The following is a 15,230-nucleotide window of genomic DNA, read 5'->3' as shown; positions in this document are numbered from 1 at the left end:
ATGTGGTGGTGCGGCAACTGGGGGTACATGGGTTGGTGGGGGCCCCTTTTCGGGCTTCTCTGGTTCGTCCTCCTGGGCCTCTTCGTCTACTGGCTGGTCCGGAGCCTGGTGCCGGAAAGACGGGACAAGGCCCTGGATATCCTAAAAGAGCGGTACGCCCGGGGGGAGATCGACAGGGAAACCTTCGAGCGCATGAAACGCGACCTCTCATGAGGGTCCTCCTGGTGGACGACGACCCAGCCCTCCTCGAGGTCTTGGGGGCCTACCTGAGGGGGGCTGGGTTTGAGGTGTTGGAGGCCAAGGATGGGGAAAAGGCCCTGGAGCTTTTTCCCCGGGCCGATCTCGTTATCCTGGACCTCATGCTGCCCAAGCTGGACGGCTTCAAGGTCCTGGAGGAGGTGCGCCGGGAAAGGCCCGAGCTTCCCATCCTCATGCTGACCGCCAGGGGGGAGGAGGAGGAAAGGGTTAAGGGGCTGGAGCTAGGGGCCGACGACTACGTGGTCAAGCCCTTCAGCCCCAAGGAGGTGGTGGCCCGGGTCAAGGCCCTCCTAAGGCGGGCCGGCCTCAAGGAGGAACTCAGCTATGGCCCCTTGCGCCTTCTTCCCAAGGAGCGGCAGGCCTACCTGGAGGGCAAACCCCTTCCCCTTTCCCAGCTGGAGTTTGACCTCCTCCTCACCCTGGCCCAGCACCCGGGCATGGTCTTCACCCGGGAAAGGCTCTTGGAAAAGGTGTGGGGACCGGACTTCCCGGGCATAGACCGGGTGGTGGACGTGCACATCGTCGCCCTAAGAAAGAGGCTCATGGACGATCCGGAAAACCCCCGGTTCATCGAAACGGTACGGGGGGTGGGGTACCGCTTCCGGGAAGGCGATGCGCCTCTTCGCTAAGCTCTTCCTCAGCCACCTTCTGGTGGCCCTCCTGGCCCTGTTCCTCTTCTTCCTGCTGGCGGAGACCCTGGCCCCCTCCTTCTACCGGGGGCATGTGGAACGCATGTACCACGCCCTATCCATGATGGGCGGACTCATGATGGGCGAGGCCTTAAGGCGGGACCTCGAGGAAGGCCTCCGCTCCACCCTCACCACCGCCCTCCTCGCCGCCCTTCCCCTCTCCGTGGCCGGGGCCGCCCTCTCCGCCTCCTTCGCCAGCCTGCGCTTCTCCCGCACCGCCAGGCTTCTGGCCGAGGGAAGCCGCCGCATGGCCCAGGGGGAGTACCGGGTGCGCCTTCCCTCCCTGGAACGGGACGAGCTCGGCGAGGTGGCCCTTCACTTCAACCGCCTGGCCGAAGCCCTGGAACGGGTGGAACAAAGCCGGGTGGGGCTCATCGGCACCGTGGCCCACGAACTCAGGACTCCGCTGTCGGCCCTGCAAGCCTACGCCGAGGCCCTGGCGGACGGGGTCATGGAGCCCGAAAAAGCAGCGGAAAGGATCCAGCAGGAAGTGCGGGCCATGAGCCGGCTGATCCGGGATCTCTCCCTGGTTTCCCAGGTGGAATCGGGGGCTGTGGAGCTTCACCCCGAGCCCCTGGATCCCAAAGGCCTCCTGGAACAGGCGGCGGAACGCTTCCGCCCCGCCTTCCAGGCCAAGGGAGTGGCCCTGGAAGTGGCGGCCCCCTCCTTTTTCCCCCGGGTCTGGGCCGATGCGGAACGGACCCTCCAGGTGCTCGCCAACCTGCTTTCCAACGCCCTTCGCCACACCCCAGAGGGAGGAAGGGTGAGGCTTGGAGCGGAAAGGACAGGCCAGGCAGTGGTCTTCAGCGTGGAGGACACCGGGCCCGGCATTCCCGAGGAACACCTTCCCCGCATCTTTGAGCGCTTCTACCGCATAGACCCTTCCCGCAGCCGTCAGGACGGGGGAACCGGAGTGGGCCTCACCATCGCCAAGAGCCTGGTGGAAGCGATGGGGGGAAGGATCTGGGTGGAAAGCCAGCTGGGCCGGGGAAGCGTTTTCCGCTTCACCCTGCCCCTTTACACAGGCTTAACGGGAAAGGCTTAGGGTGGGAGCCATGAAGAAGCTTCTGGCGCTTGCCCTTGGCGTGGCTTTAGGCCTGGCCCAGGCTCCTAGCCCCGAGGCCCTCAAAGGCCTGGGGCCTGAGGAGACCCTGGCCCTGGCCAAGCGGTGGCGGGAGGAAGGGCAAAGGGTGGTGAGCTACGTAACCCCCGAGGCCTTCTTCTTCGAGTTCCCGGATGGCCGCAAGGCCCAGGTGGCCCTCAAGGACCGCTTCCTCCTGGCGGTGGCCCCCTACGTGAGCCGGACCCACCCCTGCCAGGTCCACTACTTTTCCAGCTGCACCGGGGAACTGCAGGAGGAGGTCTTGGAGGTTCGGGTGCTGGAGGGGGAGAAGGAGGTGCTCAAGACCCGGGTCAGATCGGGGAAGGACGGGTTCTTTGAGCTCTGGTTGCCCCGGAACCGCCGCTACACCCTCGAGGTCCGCCGGGGGGATCTGCTGGCCACGGGCCCCATCACCACCTTCCGGAATAGCCCCACCTGCCTCACCACCTTCCGCCTTAGGGCGCCTTAGCCTTCCAGGCCGCCCCGGCCACATGAGGGGCCACCAGGGGAAGCGGCAGGGCGAAGGCCTCCGCCTCCACCCGGGCAAACCCAGCTTCCTGGATGAGGGCCAGGGTTTCCCGGTTGGGGTGGCAGCCGTCCCCCAAAACCCCCCATAAGGGGCAGAGGAGGTCCTGGGCCCGGCGCAGGGGGAGCCCCGGGGGGCGGCCACGTGCTCCAGGAAGACGAAGCGCCCCCCGGGCTTCAGCACCCTCCGGATCTCCGCCAAAGCCCGCCTGGGATCCGCCACCGAGCAGAGGACCAGGGTGGCCACCACGGCCTCCACGCTCTCTTCCGGCAGGGGGATGGCCTCCGCCTGGCCCCAAAGAACCTCCCCGGGAAGCCCCCTGAGGCTCAGGGCCCGCCGGAGGTGAGGGTGGAAGTAGGGATTGGGCTCGAGGCCAATCCAGTGGACGCCATCCGGCAGATAGGCCAGGTTAACCCCCGTCCCCGGGCCGATCTCCAAAACCTTCCCCGCCAAGCTTCCCAGGAGTTTCTTCCGCCAGGGTTCGCTCAAGCCCACGTGCCCCCGGAAAAGGGGGGGAAGGAGGGCGGCGAACAATCGAGCCCTTAAACCCTTCTTCATCCCCTTGCCTGGTCAACCCTAGCCACCACTACCCCCTTCTACATGTGGGAATGGAGTCGCAGCGGCCGACCCTCTACCAGGATGGGGGTCTAAGCCTCCCCTCCACCCCTCCCACGATCCATGCAGGATGGGCTTCAGGGCCGAGAGGTCCCTCGGCACCCTACGCCCGAGGAGGGGAAGGAAAAGGCCTACCCGCAGGGCTCGCCAGGGATTGCCGCCCCGGGGGTTCCTTCCCCCGGTGGACCCCTCGGGGCTCCCAGGCTCACCCTGTGGGCTTTGCAGGGTGGCGAGAGCCTTCCTCGCTTGGGCAAGCTCCCGCCCAAGTTTTTTCTTGAGGTAGCGGTTCCTCTCCTGACGGCTCCTCGTCCTTAGCTCGGCAATCCTCCCCTCGTAGAAGCGCCGGGTGTGTTCGTGGAAGGAAGGGTCCTGGAGGAGGGCCTTGAGGTGTTTGGGAATTTCCTCCTTGAACCCCAGGGCCCGCCTGCCAATGACATAGGCCGCGGCCACGTCCTTGGAAAGGGAGAGAAGGGGGGCGTACTTCAGCATCCCGATGGTGGAGGTGTCCTGGGGGTTCACCTCCAGGCTTTGGATGCCCCGCCTCCGGGCCAAGGCGTGCACCTTCCCCAGGAGGGAGCGGTAGGCGAAGCGGTGGGCGTTGCGGCGGAAGGTTTTGCCAGAACCATCTCCCCGTTTCCCTTTGGGCAGGTGCTTCAGCCTCTCCGTGGCCAGGGCTACCCCCTCCTCCCAGGCCAGGGAAACAACCTGGTGGGCCATTTGCCACAGGAGAAGTTCCTTGGCCCCCTTGTTGGGGGCCCGGTCCACCCCCTCCAGGGAGAGGGTCAGGTAGCGCCGCAGGCTCCCATCCGGGTTCACGATGGCCAGGGCCAGGTGGTAGGGGTCGGCGTTCACGTCCAGGGCCAGAACCCCGCTTTGGGCGTTGACCACCAGGGGAGGAAGCTCCTCCTCCCAGGTGAAGAGGGCATACACCTTCCCCTCCCGCAGGGTGAGCTCCACATTGTAGGGCTCCCCGGCGTAGACCCGGGAGAGGAGTTCGTGAAGGCGGGGGTGGGAGGCCTTCACCAGGGCCCAGGCAGGGCGGTGTACCAGGTTGATGCGGAGCCACAAAGCCCCATCCCGCACCAGGAGGCGGAGGTTGAGGTTGCCCCCCTTGCTCCGGTCCCCGCGGGCGTAGAGCATCCCCTTGCGCCTTTCCCGCCACTCCCGTTTGCGGCGTTCGTAAAGGGGCAGGTTGCTCTTCTTGAGCCGGGAGAGTTGCCGGAAAAGCTTCCTGCCCCCGAACACCACCTTGCGGGGGTTTTCCCCAAGCTCCTTCTGGGAGGCCAGGAGGGCCTTGGCCTTGAGGATGGCGTCATCTGCGTAGCGGGTGTTGAGGCCGAGGAGGGTGCAGAGGGGGCCGTCTTCCTTTTTCAGATCCTCCCGCTTTTCTCCCTCCAGAAGCCTGTTGTAGGCGAAGCGGAAGGCGGCGGAGAAGCGACGCATGAGGTCCAGGGTGGCCACATGGTCCCCGTGGTCAGGAAAAACGAGGAGGGCTTCCAGGCCGACGAAGGACTGGGGTCCTTTGCCCTTGCCTTTGCGTTTCTTCCCCTTCACGTCTAGACCCCTGGGGAACATTCTAGGGGGCTAAGCCTTTTGCCCTGTACGAAGGGAGGTTGTAGGGAATGGCGGGATTTGGGAGCGGGGTTTGGTGTGGGGTGGGGAAAGGGGGGCTGGGGGTCAACTGTTCGCACCCTCCCATGCTAGAGGTTCCAGTAAAGCACCGTGTCCAAAATCCCCAGGGCCACGAAGACTGCCCCTGCACCCCTTAGAAGATGGCTTCTCACTTGGCGCATCCCCTTGAGGGCCCGGCCCCGGCCCATGCGGGTGAAAAGGAGGAGCAGAAAACCCAGGGGAAAGCCCGTCCCCAGGGCGAAGAGAAGGGGAAAGAGAAACCCAAAGGAAGAAGCCAGGGCCAAAGGGAGTAGAAGCCCGAAGAAAAGCCAGAAGAGGGTAGGGCAGAAGGCCAAGCCGTAAACCCCACCCAGGGCCAGGGGCCCCAGAAGCCCACCTCACGCCCCCACCCGGGCCGCCCAGTCCTCCGGTGCTGCCCAGGCCAGGGGCCAGCGCACCACCCCCAAAAGACCCAGGCCTACCAGGACCATAAAGGGCCCCAGGGCCAGCCGCACCGGGCGGAAGATGGCCTCGGGGTTGGCCAGGGTCCCGCCCAAAACGAAGAGAACCACCCCGGCGAGCACCAGGTAGGTGAAGGCCTTCCCCAGAAGAAAGGCCAGAAACCTGAGCCAGACCCTTCCCTCGAGGGCGGCTGGAACCAAGTAGGCCAGGGCGCTGGCCCCAGTGGTGATCTGGCAGGGAGCAAAGGCCGCCAAGACCCCCAGTAGGAAAGCGGAAAGCCAAGGAACCCCCACCTCCCGCCTCAGGCCATCCACCCAGGGAGCCAAGAGAGCGTACAGGGTGTTGGCCGTTCGGTAAAGGCTTCGGGAAACCTCCTCCAGCAGCCCGCTTCCCAGGGCCAACCCCACCAGGCCTAGGACAGCAAGACCAAGCGCCAGCAGCCCTCTTCGCATGCCCACCAGCTTAAGGGCCAAACGTTAAGCGCCGGTAAAACCCCTTTATGCCAGCTTAACAATACCGGCCTAGGGTACAGGTGGAGGTGGATCGTGGGCATGATGGGTTGGGGCAGCATGGGTTTCGGGTGGTTCTTCGGGCTTCTCAACATGCTCCTGGTGCTGGCTCTCTTGGGGCTTCTCCTGTACCTGGGCCTTCGGGCCTGGGAACGGGGAAGCGGGGAGCCGAGAAAGGATGCGGCTCTGGAAGCCCTGCGCCTCCGGTACGCCAGGGGCGAGCTGGACGAGGAAACCTACAAAAGGTTACGCAAGGAACTGGAAAAGGGAGGTGGAGCATGAAACGCTACGGTTTAACTTTAGGAGTTCTGGCCCTTATGCTTCTAGGCCTTGCCCTCACCCAGGGCATGATGGGGGGTTTTGGTCCGGGGATGATGGGCTATGGCTCGCAGTACGGTCCGGGAATGATGGGCTACGGCATGATGGGCGGCCAGGGGATGATGGGCATGATGGGGGTCTACCCTCCGGAGGCCCGGCCCATCCCCCAGAAAGAGGCCAAAGCGCGGATGGAAGCCTACGCCAGGCGCATCTACCCGGGGGCACGCCTTAAGGACTTCATGGCCTTCAGCCAAAACTACTACGCCCAGGTGGTGGACGAGAAGGGGCAGGGGCTCTTTGAGCTCATCGCCGATCGCTACACGGGGGTGGTTTCCCCAGAACCTGGCCCCAACATGATGTGGAACACCCGCTACAGCATGATGGGCGGGCCCGTGCAGCCTCCTGTCCGCTTCCCCTTGACGGAAGCCAGGAAGCTGGCCGAGACCTTCCTGAAAGGCTACCTCCCGGGTGCCCAGGTGCTGGAAGCCGGGGCTTTCCCCGGGTACTACACCTTTGACTTCGGGCGCAAGGAGGTGGAGGGCATGCTCTCCGTGAACGCCTACACGGGGGAGGTCTGGGTCCACACCTGGCACGGCTTCTTCCTCGGGGAGTAAGGCTAGGGGGCCCCTGCCCGCAGCCTTCGCCCCGGGCAGGGGCCTAGGACCTCCCATACCCCCATAAACCGCTCAATATGTCTTTCACGAAAAGCCTTTTCTCTTGGGCTCCGCTACACTTTAGGTAGGGAGGGTACCATGACGGACTTGAGGAAAACCCTGAAGGCCAGCCTGGCCGAGGCCCGGGCCTGGCTAGAAGCCGCCTTGAAGGAGGAAGGCTTTGGCATCCTCACGGAAATCGACGTGGCCGCCACCCTTAAGGCCCGCCTGGGCCTGGAAAGGCCTCCTTACCTGATCCTGGGAGCCTGTAACCCGAGCCTCGCCGCCAAGGCCCTCGAGGCCGAACCCGACCTCGGCCTCCTCCTCCCCTGCAACGCCGTGCTCAGGGAAGGCGGGGAAGGCGTGGAAATCCTCCTCCAGGACCCCAAGGGCATGTTCCAGGTCCTTTCTCAGGAAAAGCAGGAGGCCCTGAAACCGGTGGTGGAAGAGGCCAGAAGCCGGCTGGAGAAAGCCCTGGCCAAACTCTAGGGGGTTCAAAAGGGACCTTTATACTTCCTTTACAAACCTCCCCTACCCTCTGGAGGTATGAACGCGGACCGCCGAACCCTTTTAAAACTCACCGCAGGCCTCCTCCTCTCCCCCCTGGCCAGGGGCCAGGCTCCCTTTCCCGAGCCCCCGGTGCTCCGAAGCCGGGACAGCCTTTTGCAGGTGCGCTTGAGGGCCGCCCTCACTCCCCTTTCCCTGCTGGGACGGGAGGCCCAGCTTTGGACCTACGGGGGCAGCTTCCCGGGGCCTACCCTTCGGGTACGCCCCGGGGATACGGTTCGCCTCGAGCTGGAAAACCTCCTCCCCGAGCCCACGAACCTGCACTGGCACGGGCTTCCCATCTCCCCCAAGGTGGACGACCCCTTATTGGAGATCCCGCCCAAGGAGACCTGGAGCTACGCCTTCACCGTCCCTCAGGACCTGGCGGGCACCTTTTGGTACCACCCCCACCTGCACGGGCGGGTGGCCCCCCAGCTCTTCGCCGGCCTGGCGGGGGCCATCCTGGTGGAAAGCCCGCTGGACGGGATCCCTGAGCTAAGGGAAGCCGAGGAGCACCTTCTGGTGCTAAAGGACCTGGAACTTGTGGGAGGCCGGCCTGCGCCTCATGCCCCCATGGACTGGATCAACGGCAAGGAGGGCAACCTCCTCCTGGTTAACGGGGCCTCCCGCCCCACCTTGCGGACCGGCAAGGCCACCTTGCGTCTCCGCCTCCTGAACGCCAGCAACGCCCGCTACTTCCGGCTCCAGTTGGAGGGGCACCCCCTTTACCTCATCACCAGCGACGGGGGCTTCCTGGAGGAACCCTATGAGGTCCCCGAACTCCTTCTGGCCCCCGGGGAACGGGCGGAGGTGCTGGTGCGCTTCCAGAAGGAGGGGGCCTTCCGCCTCCTCGCCCTGCCCTACGAGCGCGGGGTCCACATGATGGGCGGGATGGAGCACATGGGCCACGGGGGGATGTCCATGGGGGCAAGCCCCAGCGGCCCGCAAACCCTCCTCACCCTGGTGGCCCCGCCCCGCCCCAAACCCCTCCCCCTGCCCAAGGCCTTGGCCAAACTGCCCGCCCTCAACCCCAACCAGGCCAGGGCGACCCGGCGCCTCACCCTCACGGAGGACATGATGGCCGGGGAGTTCTTCATCAACGGCCGAACCTTTGATCACCTTAGGGTGGACTTCCAGGGACGGGCGGGGGACCTCGAGGTCTGGGAGGTGGACAACCAAGGGGACATGGACCACCCCTTCCACCTCCACACCCACCCCTTCCAGGTCCTCTCGGTGAACGGGAAGCCCCTTCCTTACCGCGCCCTCAAGGACGTGGTCAACCTGAAGGCCAAGGAGGTGGTGCGCCTTCTGGTTCCCCTTCGGAACCTTCCCGGGAAGACCGTCTTCCACTGCCACATCGTGGAGCACGAGGACCGGGGCATGATGGGGGTGCTGGAGGTGGGCTAATGCACCCCCATCCCCATCCTCCCCCCGCCTCCCCCTCCCAGGCCCATGACCGGCATGCGGGCCATACCCCGGAGATGTTCCGGGATCGCTTCCTGGGAGGTGGGAAGTCCCAGGGCGGGTGGAGATCAGGGGCGTAGGCAACGTGGTGGACATTCAAAGCGTCAGGCACATCGTGGTCACGGGGGCTATGAACACGGTCACCCGGCGGCAAGGAGCGAGCAACCGCAAACTCCAGGTCAGCAATACAGGGTTAAACAGCAAGGTGAGCCCCCGTCGCTAGGTTGTTCTTCACGTGGAACCGCAAGCCAGGGGCGTTGCCCCTGGCTTTGTAGGCCAAACCTCACCAACCGCCACGATCACGGCGCCAGCTTTACGGCTGTACCGCTTGCCGTCACCATGAGCATGGAGTTCCCCTGGCCCAGCACCTCGTAATCCACGTCGATGCCGAGCACCGCATCCGCCCCCAGGCGGCGGGCATTCTCCGCCAACTCCTCCAGGGCCAGCTCCCGGGCCCGGCGAAGCTCCGCCTCGTAGGCCCCGCTCCGCCCACCCACGATGTCCCGGATGGAAGCGAAGAGGTCCCGGAAGATATTGGCCCCCACAATGGCCTCCCCAAAGACGATGCCCAGGTAGTGCTCCACGCGCCGCCCCTCAACCAGGGAAGTGGTGGTCAGGATCATGGCCCTATGCTACTAAGCTTTGCGCACCGGTTGGCCAGGCCATGGGCACCCTCCGCCCTCGCGGGGTCACCTTGGATCCTGCAATGGGTATGCGATTCTTCGAGAAGATCTTGCTCCTCTAGGGCCATGCGAGCCTCTTCTCAGGCTAGCAACTTTCACAAGGGAAGCGAGGGTGTTAGGGGAAAGTCCAGTTGCTCTTGAAGTAAGATGATTGGTATGAAGACTTTGGCGCGATTCACGGTGAGCCTGAGCCCAGAACTGGCCCAATACGCTGAGGAGGTGCGCCAGCGACTGGGCATTTCCCGGAGCGAGGTCTTCGCCCTGGCCCTGAAGCGCCTGCGCGAGTCCGAACTAAGGGAAGGCTACCGGGCCTTGGCTGAGGATCCCGACTTCCAAGAAGACCCCTGGATAGATTCGGGCCTGCGGGAAACCTTGGAGGAATCTCCTTGGAGCTGAGACGGGGCGATATCCTCCTGGTGGATTTTGATCCAGGAAGGCCGGGAGAGGCGGCCAAGGTTCGCCCGGCCATTCTGGTGACCAACGACATCGCCAATGCCCTTTCCCCCGTGGTAGTGGTGGTGCCTCTTACCTCCAACGTGATCCGGGTGTATCCCTTTGAGCTTTTCCTTCCCGCCCAAGAGACGGGGTTGGATCGAGACAGCAAAGCCCAGGTGCAGCTTCTGAGGCATATCCACCGCAGGCGCATCCTGCGGGGTTTGGGCAGCCTACCCCCTCACCTCAAGAAGGCCCTTGATGCCCGCCTCCGGGAGCACCTCGGACTCGGGTAAGATGCAATGCTGCCCCAGGAGGTGGAAAACCCCAGCACCCGGCGCAGGAGAACCAGAGCCCACGGGTCTTCCAAAACCTGGTGAGGCCTAGAGGGCCTCCTCCGCCACTTGTGGACCTGGGCTCTAGGCCAGAGAACCCGCTTCTCCCTCAACGCCCCCGGCGCTCCCTCTCGTCCAGCCAGGCCCAGAACTCCGCCAGGCTGGAGGCGAAAAGGAGGAAGGCCAAGGGGTACGCCAGGGCCAAAGCCCACTTGGTCCAGTAGTCCATTTCCACCCCGGTCATGCCCTCATGGTAAGGCCAATCGCCTCGAGGTTCACAAAAGGAAGAACCCGTAGAGGCAGCGCTCGGGATGGAAAAGCCTATGAGCCCACGCTCCTTTCCGGACCGCCTTCCACCCGGGCAGGACGGGGGCGTCTCCTCACCGCCTCCACCAACCCCATCGGCCTTCAGCACACCAAAGACCGTCTCCACCTCCTACCTCCCCGCCAGCCAAGGTTGGCCTCTTTGGGGCCCCTACCCCAAATGTCCCCTCGTGAACCACATCTGTTACCACTCCCAAAAGCTTCTGCCCAGTAGAAAGGCACCCGTGCCCGTGGAGGCCCTGGTACTCACCCCGGAGGGGCTGACCGCAAGGCGGGAACTGCCCTTCCTGCAGGGTTCCCTTAAGGAGGCCTCGTCCCTTTATGAGCGTGGGAAAAGGGCGGCTTGAGGGGAATGGCTCCTTTAGTGGAGGACGAACTGGAGGACGGCCCCTCGGCCACTGCCCCCCTTGGAACCGGATATTCGTATGCTGGACAAAATTTCCACAGGCAAACCCTCTCTAAACTTAAAGCGGGAGGTAAAGCATGAAAAGATTTCTCGGCTTTTTGCTAACGCTCGCGGTTGGTGGCTTGGCCTTGGCCCAAGGGGCGATGGTGCGGGTAGCCCACCTTTCCCCCGACGCCCCAGCGGTGGACATCCTGGTGAACGGCCAGCGGGCCATCACCAACCTGGCCTTCAAACAGGTAACCCCCTACCTCCTCCTGCCCGCGGCCAAGGTGCGGGTGCAGGTGGTGCCTGCAGGACAGGACGCCCCGGTGGTGATCGACGCCGAGTTGGACCTGAAGGATGGGGCCTATTACACCGTGGCCGCCATCGGGTTCCTGGCCCAGATCCGGCCCCAAGTCTACACGGACGCCCTAGCCGGCCTCTTCCCCCGGGCGGGCTACGCTCGGGTTAGGGTGGTGCACACCTCCCCCGATGTCCCGGCGGTGGACGTGGCGGTGAAGGGGGGTCCGGTGCTCTTCAGCAACCTCCCCTTCCCCCGGGCGGGCCAGTACCTGGTGGTGCCCGCGGGGCGGTACGACCTCGAGGTCCGGGTGGCGGGGACCACCACCGTGGCCCTGGAGCTTCCCGGGGTGGTGCTGGAAAGCGGCAAGACCTACACCGTCTTCGCGGTGGGGAGCGTCCAGGGGGGCACCCTCACCGTGGTGCCGGTGGTGGACGCGGCCACCCTGGGCGGGAACCGCTAAGCAGAGGCCGCTGGTCCCCCGGGCCCTCCGGGGGACTTCCTCTTGTCCCATGGAACCCCTTCCCCCCTGGCTCTGCCCCCTTCTGGCCTGCCCCCGGTGCCGGGGCGGGCTGGAGGTGGGGCGGGAGGCCCGCTGCCCCGCCTGCGGGGCCCGCTACCCCTTCCGGGGAGGCTTCCTGGACCTCCGCGCGGGGCGGGAACGGCCCCACCTCTGGCTCGTCAACCGCCTTCCCCCCATCCCCCTCTTCTACGACGCCTGGCGCCGGCGCTCCACCGGCCTCCTCTCCGGGGGCAGGATTTCCTTCCGGGAGGAGCTCGCCCGGCTCCGGGACTGGCTTGGGCCCACCGGGGGGCCCTTCCTGGACGTGGGCACGGGCACCGGGGTCTACCGGGAGGCCCTGGGGGAAAAGGCGGTGGGCCTGGACCCCTCCCCCGCCTTCCTGCGGGTGGCCCGGTGGCGGCGGCCTGGGGCCTACCTCCTGGGCCACGGGGAGCGGCTCCCCTTTTGGGAAGGGGTCTTCGGAGGGGTGGCCATCGGCCCCACCTGGAACGAGTTCCTAGACCCCCTGGAGGCGGCCCGGGAAGCCCGGCGGGTGCTCCGGCCGGGGGGGCGGCTTTTCGGGATGCTCCTCCTGGGCCCGGGACCCACCCTCGGCCTGTTCCGCCCCGGGGAGGCAGCGCTCCTCGGCCTCTTGGAAGGGGTAGGTTTCCACCCCCGCCTGGAGCGGCGGGGGGCCCTGGCCCTTTTGCAGGCCGAGGTAAGCTGAGGCCAAGGAGGCAAGCATGCGTGTCGGTTTCCGCGCGGTGGAAAGGGGCCTCGAGGCGGGGTTTCCCCTGCGCCTCTACCACAAGGCCAAACGGCGCTTCTGGGACCCTGCCGCCTTGGACTTCCAAGAGGACCGGAGGACCTTCCTGCAGCTCCCTCCTGAGGGCCAGGACCTCCTCTTGCGCCTGGCAAGCCTGTTCCTAGGGGGAGAGGAGGCGGTGACCCTGGACCTCCTGCCCCTCCTGGGGGCGATAGCCCGGGAAGGGCGGCTGGAGGAAGAGATGTACCTGACCACCTTCCTCCTGGAAGAGGCCAAGCACGTGGAGTTCTTCGCCCGCTTCTTAGAGGAGGTGGCGGGGCGCAAGGGAAGCCTGGCCCGCTACCACGGTCCCCACTACCGCCGCCTCTTCGGCGAACTCCTCCCCGAGGCCATGGAGCGCCTCTGGGAGGATGGGAACCCCGAGGCCCAGGTGACGGCGGCCCTCACCTACAACGTGGTGGTGGAGGGGGTATTGGCGGAAACCGGCTACCAGGGTTTCTCCCGCCTGGCGGAACGGCTTGGGGAGGCGGAGCGGGCCATGCCCGCGACCCTGGAGGGTATCGCCCGGGTGAGGGAGGACGAAAGCCGGCACATCGCCTACGGCCTCTACCTCATCGCCCGCCACTTGGAGGCAGACCCCGGGCTTTGGGAGGTGGTGGAAGGCCGCCTGGCCCTCCTCCTCCCCGAGGCCATGGGGGTGGTGGGGGAGCTCTTCGCCGCTTACCCCGACGGGGCCCCCCTGGGGCTTACCCCGGAGGAGTTCTTCGCCTACGCCTCGGGGCAGCTTCAGCACCGGCTGCGGGTCCTGGAGCGGGCCAGGACCCTAGGAGTCCGGGCCCTTTCGGGCCTGTAAGCCCCCCCGCAAACCCCTCCCGCCCCCTCTGGCAAGATGGGAGCATGCGGGCCCTCGCCCTCCTCCTCTCCCTGGGCCTGGCCCTGGCCCAGGAGTACCGGGCCCTCTCGGGAGCCCCCACGGGCTGGCCGAAACTGGACCAGAGCTACGCCCTGGTCTACGAGGCGGAGGCCCCGAAGGCGGTGCTCCTCCTGGTGCCGGGCCTTTTGGGGGGGAGCACCAACTTCGCCCTTCTGGCCGAGCACCTGCGGCGGGAAGCCCCCTGGCTGGAGGTCTGGGCCTGGGAACGGCGGGCCAACGGCCTCGAGGACCGCCGGGGCTTCCTGGCCCAAGACCCCCTGGCCTACTACCAAAGCCTCCCCGAGCCCGACCTCTCCCCCCTCCGGGACTGGGGCCTGGAGGTGCACCTGAAGGACCTGGACCTGGCGGTGGAGGCCGCCCGCAAGCGGGCCCCCGTGGTCCTGGCGGGGCACTCCCTGGGGGCGAGCCTCGCCACCCTCTACGCCTTCCGCCACGGGGAGAAGCTCCGGGGCCTTGTCCTCCTGGACGGGAGCCTGCGGCTCGCCCAGGGGGCCATCGGCCGGGAGGTGGACCGGGAGACCCTGGCGAGGGGGCTTTCCACCCCCTTTGGCCGCTTCCCCGGGCTGGAGGACCTCCTCCAGGGCCGGGCTGACCCCGTCTTCCGCCTGCCCTTCCTGGGGCCCCAGGACCTGGCCCTGGCGGAGGCCGAGGCCTTCCTGGCGGCCAAGCGCCCCCTGGAGCCCGTACCCTTCGGCCCCTACCGGGCCACCCGGGAGGCCCGGGCCCTCCTGCGGGTAGACGACCACTACAGCCTCTTCCCCATCTTCAGCGTGAGCGTGGGCCGGGCCTGGGCCCGGGAGGGGTTTAGCCTCCTGGGCCTCCTCCAGGGGCGGCCGGTCCTCACCGTGCGGGGGCCCAGGGGCAGGCTGGTGGAGTGGTGGGACACGGGGGAGGCCACGGACCCCAGGGCCTTCCTCTTGGCCTTCGCCCGGCCGGAGACCGGGTTTTCCGAGTGGTACTTCCCCTACCGGCTCCTCCTGGAGGTGGCGGGCTACCCCTTGGTGGCCGAAGACCTCAAGCCCAGGCCCCTCCCCTACCCCGTCCTGGCCCTGGGGGCGGGGCGGGGGCTCCTGACACGGCCCGAGGACTTCCGCCTGGGGGCAACCTTCCCCAACACCCCCGCCCGCGCGGCAATCCTGCCCAACCTCACCCACCTGGACCTCCTCACGGAACGGGAGGGGCGGACCGCCCGGGCCCTCTTGGACTACCTGGAGGGGCGCTAGGCGGCCTCCAAGGCGCCTTGGGCCTCCTCCTCGAGGGCTCCAAGCCGAAGCAAGTACACCTTGCGGTAGGCGGTGGCGATGAGCCCCTCCTGCCGCAGGTCGGACAACACCTTGGACACCGACTCCCGGGTGGAAGCGGTGGCCTGGGCGATGGCCTCGTGGGAAACCACCACATAAAGCCCCCCTTGGTCCCGGAAGCAGGCCGGGGTGTCCACCAGGAAGAGCAGGTACCGGGCAATCCGCGCCCGAAGCTCCCCCGTCTGCAGGTGGGTCTCGTACGCCTGCACCCGCCGCATCTGCCGGGCCAGGTTCCGCGCCACCTGCCGGAGCTCCTCGGGCCCCATCCCCTGTGGGTCGTACCCCCGCACCCCCGCCTCCGTCATGGCCTCGGCAGCGTAGCGGTACCGCTTCCCCTCCAACGCCTCCTCCCCGAAGTTGTCCCCCGGTAGCACGTGCCGTAGGGTGAGGAAGCGGCCGTCCGCCAACAGCTCCACCACCCGCACCAGCCCCGACTCCAGGCGGTAGAGGGTATCCCCCCCGTCCCCCGAACGGTACACGGCAGCGCCTCGGGCAAGGGTCCGCATGGCCACCC

The 15,230-nt window shown here is 66.6% G+C and carries 21 protein-coding genes and 1 pseudogene; 15 read left to right on the top strand and 7 right to left on the bottom strand.

Annotated features, from left to right (window positions below):
- Genes EBI04_RS11555 through EBI04_RS11540 form a run of 4 tightly spaced genes read left to right on the top strand, consistent with a single transcriptional unit; the run spans position 1 to position 2,518 of the window.
- Positions 1 to 213, top strand: a complete 213-nt coding sequence (locus tag EBI04_RS11555) for an SHOCT domain-containing protein (protein ID WP_135257951.1) — start codon at positions 1 to 3, stop codon at positions 211 to 213.
- Positions 210 to 887, top strand: coding sequence for a response regulator (locus EBI04_RS11550; RefSeq protein ID WP_135257572.1), 678 nt, complete (start codon positions 210 to 212; stop codon positions 885 to 887). Before EBI04_RS11555 ends, EBI04_RS11550 begins: the two co-directional genes overlap by 4 nt.
- Complete coding sequence (locus tag EBI04_RS11545; protein ID WP_135257571.1) at positions 871 to 1,992, top strand: sensor histidine kinase; 1,122 nt, start codon at positions 871 to 873, stop codon at positions 1,990 to 1,992. The genes EBI04_RS11550 and EBI04_RS11545 overlap by 17 nt, the downstream gene beginning before the upstream one ends.
- Before the next feature lie 10 nt (positions 1,993 to 2,002).
- Positions 2,003 to 2,518, top strand: a complete 516-nt coding sequence (locus EBI04_RS11540; RefSeq protein ID WP_135257570.1) for a CueP family metal-binding protein — start codon at positions 2,003 to 2,005, stop codon at positions 2,516 to 2,518.
- On the opposite strand, the pseudogene EBI04_RS11535 reads toward EBI04_RS11540, so the two are convergent.
- The 4 genes and pseudogenes from EBI04_RS11535 to EBI04_RS13640 all read right to left on the bottom strand — a co-directional run bounded on the left by EBI04_RS11535 (position 2,505) and on the right by EBI04_RS13640 (position 5,715).
- Positions 2,505 to 3,133, bottom strand: a pseudogene (locus EBI04_RS11535) (class I SAM-dependent methyltransferase). The gene EBI04_RS11540 and the pseudogene EBI04_RS11535 sit on opposite strands and share 14 nt — an antisense overlap.
- Positions 3,134 to 3,151: 18 nt before the next feature.
- Positions 3,152 to 4,765: an SSO2105 N-terminal domain-containing protein gene (locus EBI04_RS11530; RefSeq protein ID WP_135257569.1), complete on the bottom strand. Its 1,614-nt coding sequence runs from the start codon at positions 4,763 to 4,765 to the stop codon at positions 3,152 to 3,154.
- A gap of 125 nt (positions 4,766 to 4,890) precedes the next feature.
- Positions 4,891 to 5,157 carry a hypothetical protein gene (locus tag EBI04_RS13645; RefSeq protein WP_240695306.1) on the bottom strand — a complete coding sequence of 89 codons (267 nt, stop codon included), beginning with the start codon at positions 5,155 to 5,157 and terminating at the stop codon, positions 4,891 to 4,893.
- 42 nt (positions 5,158 to 5,199) lie between these two features.
- Entirely contained in the window at positions 5,200 to 5,715 is a 516-nt protein-coding gene (locus EBI04_RS13640; RefSeq protein ID WP_276605484.1) for an urease accessory protein UreH domain-containing protein, read from the bottom strand.
- 99 nt (positions 5,716 to 5,814) lie between these two features.
- Between EBI04_RS13640 and EBI04_RS11520 the strand changes: the two genes are divergently transcribed.
- The 5 genes from EBI04_RS11520 (at position 5,815) to EBI04_RS14020 (ending at position 8,976) form a co-directional block, all read left to right on the top strand.
- On the top strand, positions 5,815 to 6,054 hold the full coding sequence (locus EBI04_RS11520; RefSeq protein ID WP_135257568.1) for an SHOCT domain-containing protein: 240 nt from the start codon (positions 5,815 to 5,817) through the stop codon (positions 6,052 to 6,054).
- Complete coding sequence (locus tag EBI04_RS11515; protein WP_135257567.1) at positions 6,051 to 6,704, top strand: peptidase M4; 654 nt, start codon at positions 6,051 to 6,053, stop codon at positions 6,702 to 6,704. The genes EBI04_RS11520 and EBI04_RS11515 overlap by 4 nt, the downstream gene beginning before the upstream one ends.
- A gap of 138 nt (positions 6,705 to 6,842) precedes the next feature.
- Positions 6,843 to 7,232 carry a DUF302 domain-containing protein gene (locus tag EBI04_RS11510; RefSeq protein WP_135257566.1) on the top strand — a complete coding sequence of 130 codons (390 nt, stop codon included), beginning with the start codon at positions 6,843 to 6,845 and terminating at the stop codon, positions 7,230 to 7,232.
- A gap of 57 nt (positions 7,233 to 7,289) precedes the next feature.
- Positions 7,290 to 8,696 (top strand): multicopper oxidase family protein, encoded by a 1,407-nt coding sequence (locus tag EBI04_RS11505; protein ID WP_135257565.1) that lies wholly within the window; start codon positions 7,290 to 7,292, stop codon positions 8,694 to 8,696.
- 118 nt (positions 8,697 to 8,814) lie between these two features.
- Positions 8,815 to 8,976, top strand: a complete 162-nt coding sequence (locus tag EBI04_RS14020) for a DUF3060 domain-containing protein (RefSeq protein ID WP_135257564.1) — start codon at positions 8,815 to 8,817, stop codon at positions 8,974 to 8,976.
- Positions 8,977 to 9,052: 76 nt separating this feature from the next.
- Here the strand turns inward: EBI04_RS14020 and EBI04_RS11495 are convergent, their stop codons facing one another.
- Positions 9,053 to 9,376, bottom strand: coding sequence for a heavy metal-binding domain-containing protein (locus tag EBI04_RS11495; RefSeq protein WP_135257563.1), 324 nt, complete (start codon positions 9,374 to 9,376; stop codon positions 9,053 to 9,055).
- A gap of 216 nt (positions 9,377 to 9,592) precedes the next feature.
- Here EBI04_RS11495 and EBI04_RS11490 point away from each other — a divergent pair, with 216 nt between their 5' ends.
- On the top strand, positions 9,593 to 9,832 hold the full coding sequence (locus tag EBI04_RS11490; protein WP_135257562.1) for a ribbon-helix-helix domain-containing protein: 240 nt from the start codon (positions 9,593 to 9,595) through the stop codon (positions 9,830 to 9,832).
- Positions 9,823 to 10,164 carry a type II toxin-antitoxin system PemK/MazF family toxin gene (locus EBI04_RS11485; protein WP_135257561.1) on the top strand — a complete coding sequence of 114 codons (342 nt, stop codon included), beginning with the start codon at positions 9,823 to 9,825 and terminating at the stop codon, positions 10,162 to 10,164. Before EBI04_RS11490 ends, EBI04_RS11485 begins: the two co-directional genes overlap by 10 nt.
- A gap of 148 nt (positions 10,165 to 10,312) precedes the next feature.
- Here EBI04_RS11485 and EBI04_RS13855 read toward each other — a convergent pair whose 3' ends face one another.
- The gene (locus EBI04_RS13855; RefSeq protein WP_276605483.1) at positions 10,313 to 10,447 is read right to left on the bottom strand and encodes a hypothetical protein; all 135 of its coding nucleotides are present in this window, start codon (positions 10,445 to 10,447) and stop codon (positions 10,313 to 10,315) included.
- Positions 10,448 to 11,010: 563 nt separating this feature from the next.
- Between EBI04_RS13855 and EBI04_RS11475 the strand changes: the two genes are divergently transcribed.
- From EBI04_RS11475 to EBI04_RS11460, 4 genes are read left to right on the top strand one after another with little or no spacing between them, the layout of a single operon-like run.
- Positions 11,011 to 11,676, top strand: a complete 666-nt coding sequence (locus tag EBI04_RS11475) for a DUF4397 domain-containing protein (protein WP_135257560.1) — start codon at positions 11,011 to 11,013, stop codon at positions 11,674 to 11,676.
- 49 nt (positions 11,677 to 11,725) lie between these two features.
- Positions 11,726 to 12,442, top strand: coding sequence for a class I SAM-dependent methyltransferase (locus EBI04_RS11470; RefSeq protein ID WP_135257559.1), 717 nt, complete (start codon positions 11,726 to 11,728; stop codon positions 12,440 to 12,442).
- 16 nt (positions 12,443 to 12,458) lie between these two features.
- A complete protein-coding gene (locus tag EBI04_RS11465; protein WP_135257558.1) occupies positions 12,459 to 13,334 on the top strand; it encodes a R2-like ligand-binding oxidase in 876 nt (291 codons plus the stop codon).
- A 44-nt stretch (positions 13,335 to 13,378) separates the two neighbouring features.
- Positions 13,379 to 14,638 (top strand): alpha/beta hydrolase, encoded by a 1,260-nt coding sequence (locus tag EBI04_RS11460; protein WP_135257557.1) that lies wholly within the window; start codon positions 13,379 to 13,381, stop codon positions 14,636 to 14,638.
- Here EBI04_RS11460 and ldrP read toward each other — a convergent pair.
- Positions 14,635 to 15,222 (bottom strand): transcriptional regulator LdrP, encoded by a 588-nt coding sequence (gene ldrP / locus EBI04_RS11455; protein WP_135257556.1) that lies wholly within the window; start codon positions 15,220 to 15,222, stop codon positions 14,635 to 14,637. The two genes, EBI04_RS11460 and ldrP, sit on opposite strands and share 4 nt — an antisense overlap.
- Between the last annotated feature and the right edge of the window lie 8 nt (positions 15,223 to 15,230).

The sequence above is a fragment of the Thermus caldilimi genome, from assembly GCF_004684245.1.
Lineage (GTDB): Bacteria > Deinococcota > Deinococci > Deinococcales > Thermaceae > Thermus > Thermus caldilimi.
Note: the sequence above shows the minus strand (reverse complement) of the source record. Positions and strands in the feature narration are given on the sequence as shown.